Annotated in this window: 2 protein-coding genes; both read left to right on the forward strand. The window is 61.1% G+C overall.

What is annotated here, in order from left to right:
- Window positions 1-187 precede the first annotated feature (187 nt).
- Window positions 188-829 carry an amino acid ABC transporter permease gene (locus tag NZM16_RS06865; protein WP_295451584.1) on the forward strand — a complete coding sequence of 214 codons (642 nt, stop codon included), beginning with the start codon at window positions 188-190 and terminating at the stop codon, window positions 827-829.
- Between the two features lie 105 nt (window positions 830-934).
- Window positions 935-1,699 carry an amino acid ABC transporter permease gene (locus tag NZM16_RS06870; RefSeq protein WP_295479523.1) on the forward strand — a complete coding sequence of 255 codons (765 nt, stop codon included), beginning with the start codon at window positions 935-937 and terminating at the stop codon, window positions 1,697-1,699.
- The last annotated feature ends 166 nt before the right edge of the window (window positions 1,700-1,865 follow it).

A 1,865-nucleotide genomic window follows, 5' to 3' on the forward strand; every position in this document is an offset into this window, starting at 1 on the left:
CACCCTCTATCCACTATTCCCCCCTCCGCGATCCTTCGGGCTAAAGAGAGGGTTTGCGCCGGGCCAGGGTGATTCGCCGGTCGCCAGCCAGCGCCCGCTGGAACTTCCCAGACCTCCAACGAAGCCTGGCGGCGATTCATAATCATCAGCGAGACCTATCTTTAAAGCTCAAGTTGACCAAGCGCCGATGAGCACAGCGGAAGTCTGGCATTACCTGCTCCTGGGCTTGTGGACGACCCTGCGACTCTCCCTGGTCAGCATGGGTGTGGCCCTCGCCCTGGGGACCCTCATTGGGGTCCTGCGAGTGGCCCCCATCGCGGTCCTCCGCTGGTTCGCTGCAGGCTATGTGGAATTCTTCCGGGATATCCCCCTGTTGCCCGTGCTGGTCTTTGTCTACAGCGGGCTACCCAAAGCAGGCCTCTGGCTGCCCACTTCTTTTGATAGCGCCGTGGCCGGCCTGGGCGTTTACACCGCGGCCTTTGTGGCCGAGGTGGTCCGCGCCGGCCTTCAGTCCATCCATCGGGGGCAGATCGAGGCGGCCCTCTCCTTGGGGATGTCCTTTCCTCAAATGGTCCGCCTGGTGTTATTACCCCAGGCTTTTCGCATGATGATTCCCCCGCTGGGCACGGTGTTCATCGCGCTGGTGAAGAATACCTCCATTGCCTCTGCGATCGCGGTTGAGGAATTGCTTTATCAGGCGGAGTTTGTGATCGGCCGCACGTTCGCCGATTGGCCGATGTTGATTGCGTTTCTGCTGTATTTGGTGATCACCGTGCCCTTAAGCGGGATTGTAAATTTTATGGAGCGCCGCTTGCGGATGTTGTTGTAACGCTCTTCCCCGGCGTGATCTCCTTCTTCCCGTGGGCCCGAGAGGGCCGTGGGGAGAGAAGGGAGGCGAAGAGGCTCGACCCGCACCAGAGGCGAGGCATGCTCCATGCAGACTCAAGAGCGGCCCTGGCAGACTTTCCTGGGTGTCGTGATGGTCCTGATCCTGATCCCGCTGGCGTTCCGGATGGAGCCAACGCGGTTTGAGCCGTTCGCCCGACTTTCAACCTGGCGCTTCCTGGCCCTGGGGCTCCTGCTTACCCTGGAGGCTTCCGCGATCGCGATCCTGGCCAGCATCCCCTTGGCGGTGTTCTTCGCGCTGGCCCGTCACAGCGGCCCTCTGTGGCTTCGCTATCCGGTGATCGCCATTGTGGAGGGAATCCGGGCCCTTCCCCTGCTGGGGTTGATGTTCTATCTCTTCCTCCGTCTAAGCGCCCTCGGTCGCCAGATGGGGATCGATGCGCTGACCCAGCCGGATGCAGCGGTGATCGCGGCCCTCTGGCTGTATACAGGCGCGGTGAACGGCGAGGCGCTGCGGGCGGCCATCCTTTCCCTGCCTCGGGGGCAGTGGGAGGCGGCCCGCTCTTTAGGGCTAACTTATGGCCAGGCGATGCGACTGGTCATCCTTCCCCAAGCCTTCCGCCGAGCGCTTCCTCCTCTGATCGCACAATTCGCCACGCTGGTCAAGGATACCTCCCTCGGAGCGATCATCGGATTCATCGAGCTTTACCGGAGGGGCGTAATCCTTTTTCAGGGGGAGCGCAATCCAATGGAAACGCTTTATGTGGTCTCCATCATTTACTTTCTTGTCAACTACGCCCTGGGTCGTCTGGCTGGCATGCTCGAGCAGCGATTAGGGCTTAGTCGGGGATAAACAAGAGGGGCAGTGTTCGTCCGTGGCGGATCCTGCCTTAATTTCTTCCCCCATGGCATTGGGAACGGGCGGTCCCGCTGGCTCCCGAATGTTTCCTTTCCTCCCTGCCCACGGCCCGAAGGGCCGTGGGAAGGGAGGAGGGACTCTTCGTTCCTGTTGGGATTAA

It is taken from the genome of Thermoflexus sp., from assembly GCF_025055495.1.
Lineage (GTDB): Bacteria > Chloroflexota > Anaerolineae > Thermoflexales > Thermoflexaceae > Thermoflexus.

Bases quoted from the DNA above. Each gene is read 5' to 3' on its own strand.
- NZM16_RS06865 (WP_295451584.1), top strand. From the start codon at position 188: ATGAGCACAGCGGAAGTCTGGCATTACCTGCTCCTGGGCTTGTGGACG.
- NZM16_RS06870 (WP_295479523.1), top strand. From the start codon at position 935: ATGCAGACTCAAGAGCGGCCCTGGCAGACTTTCCTGGGTGTCGTGATG.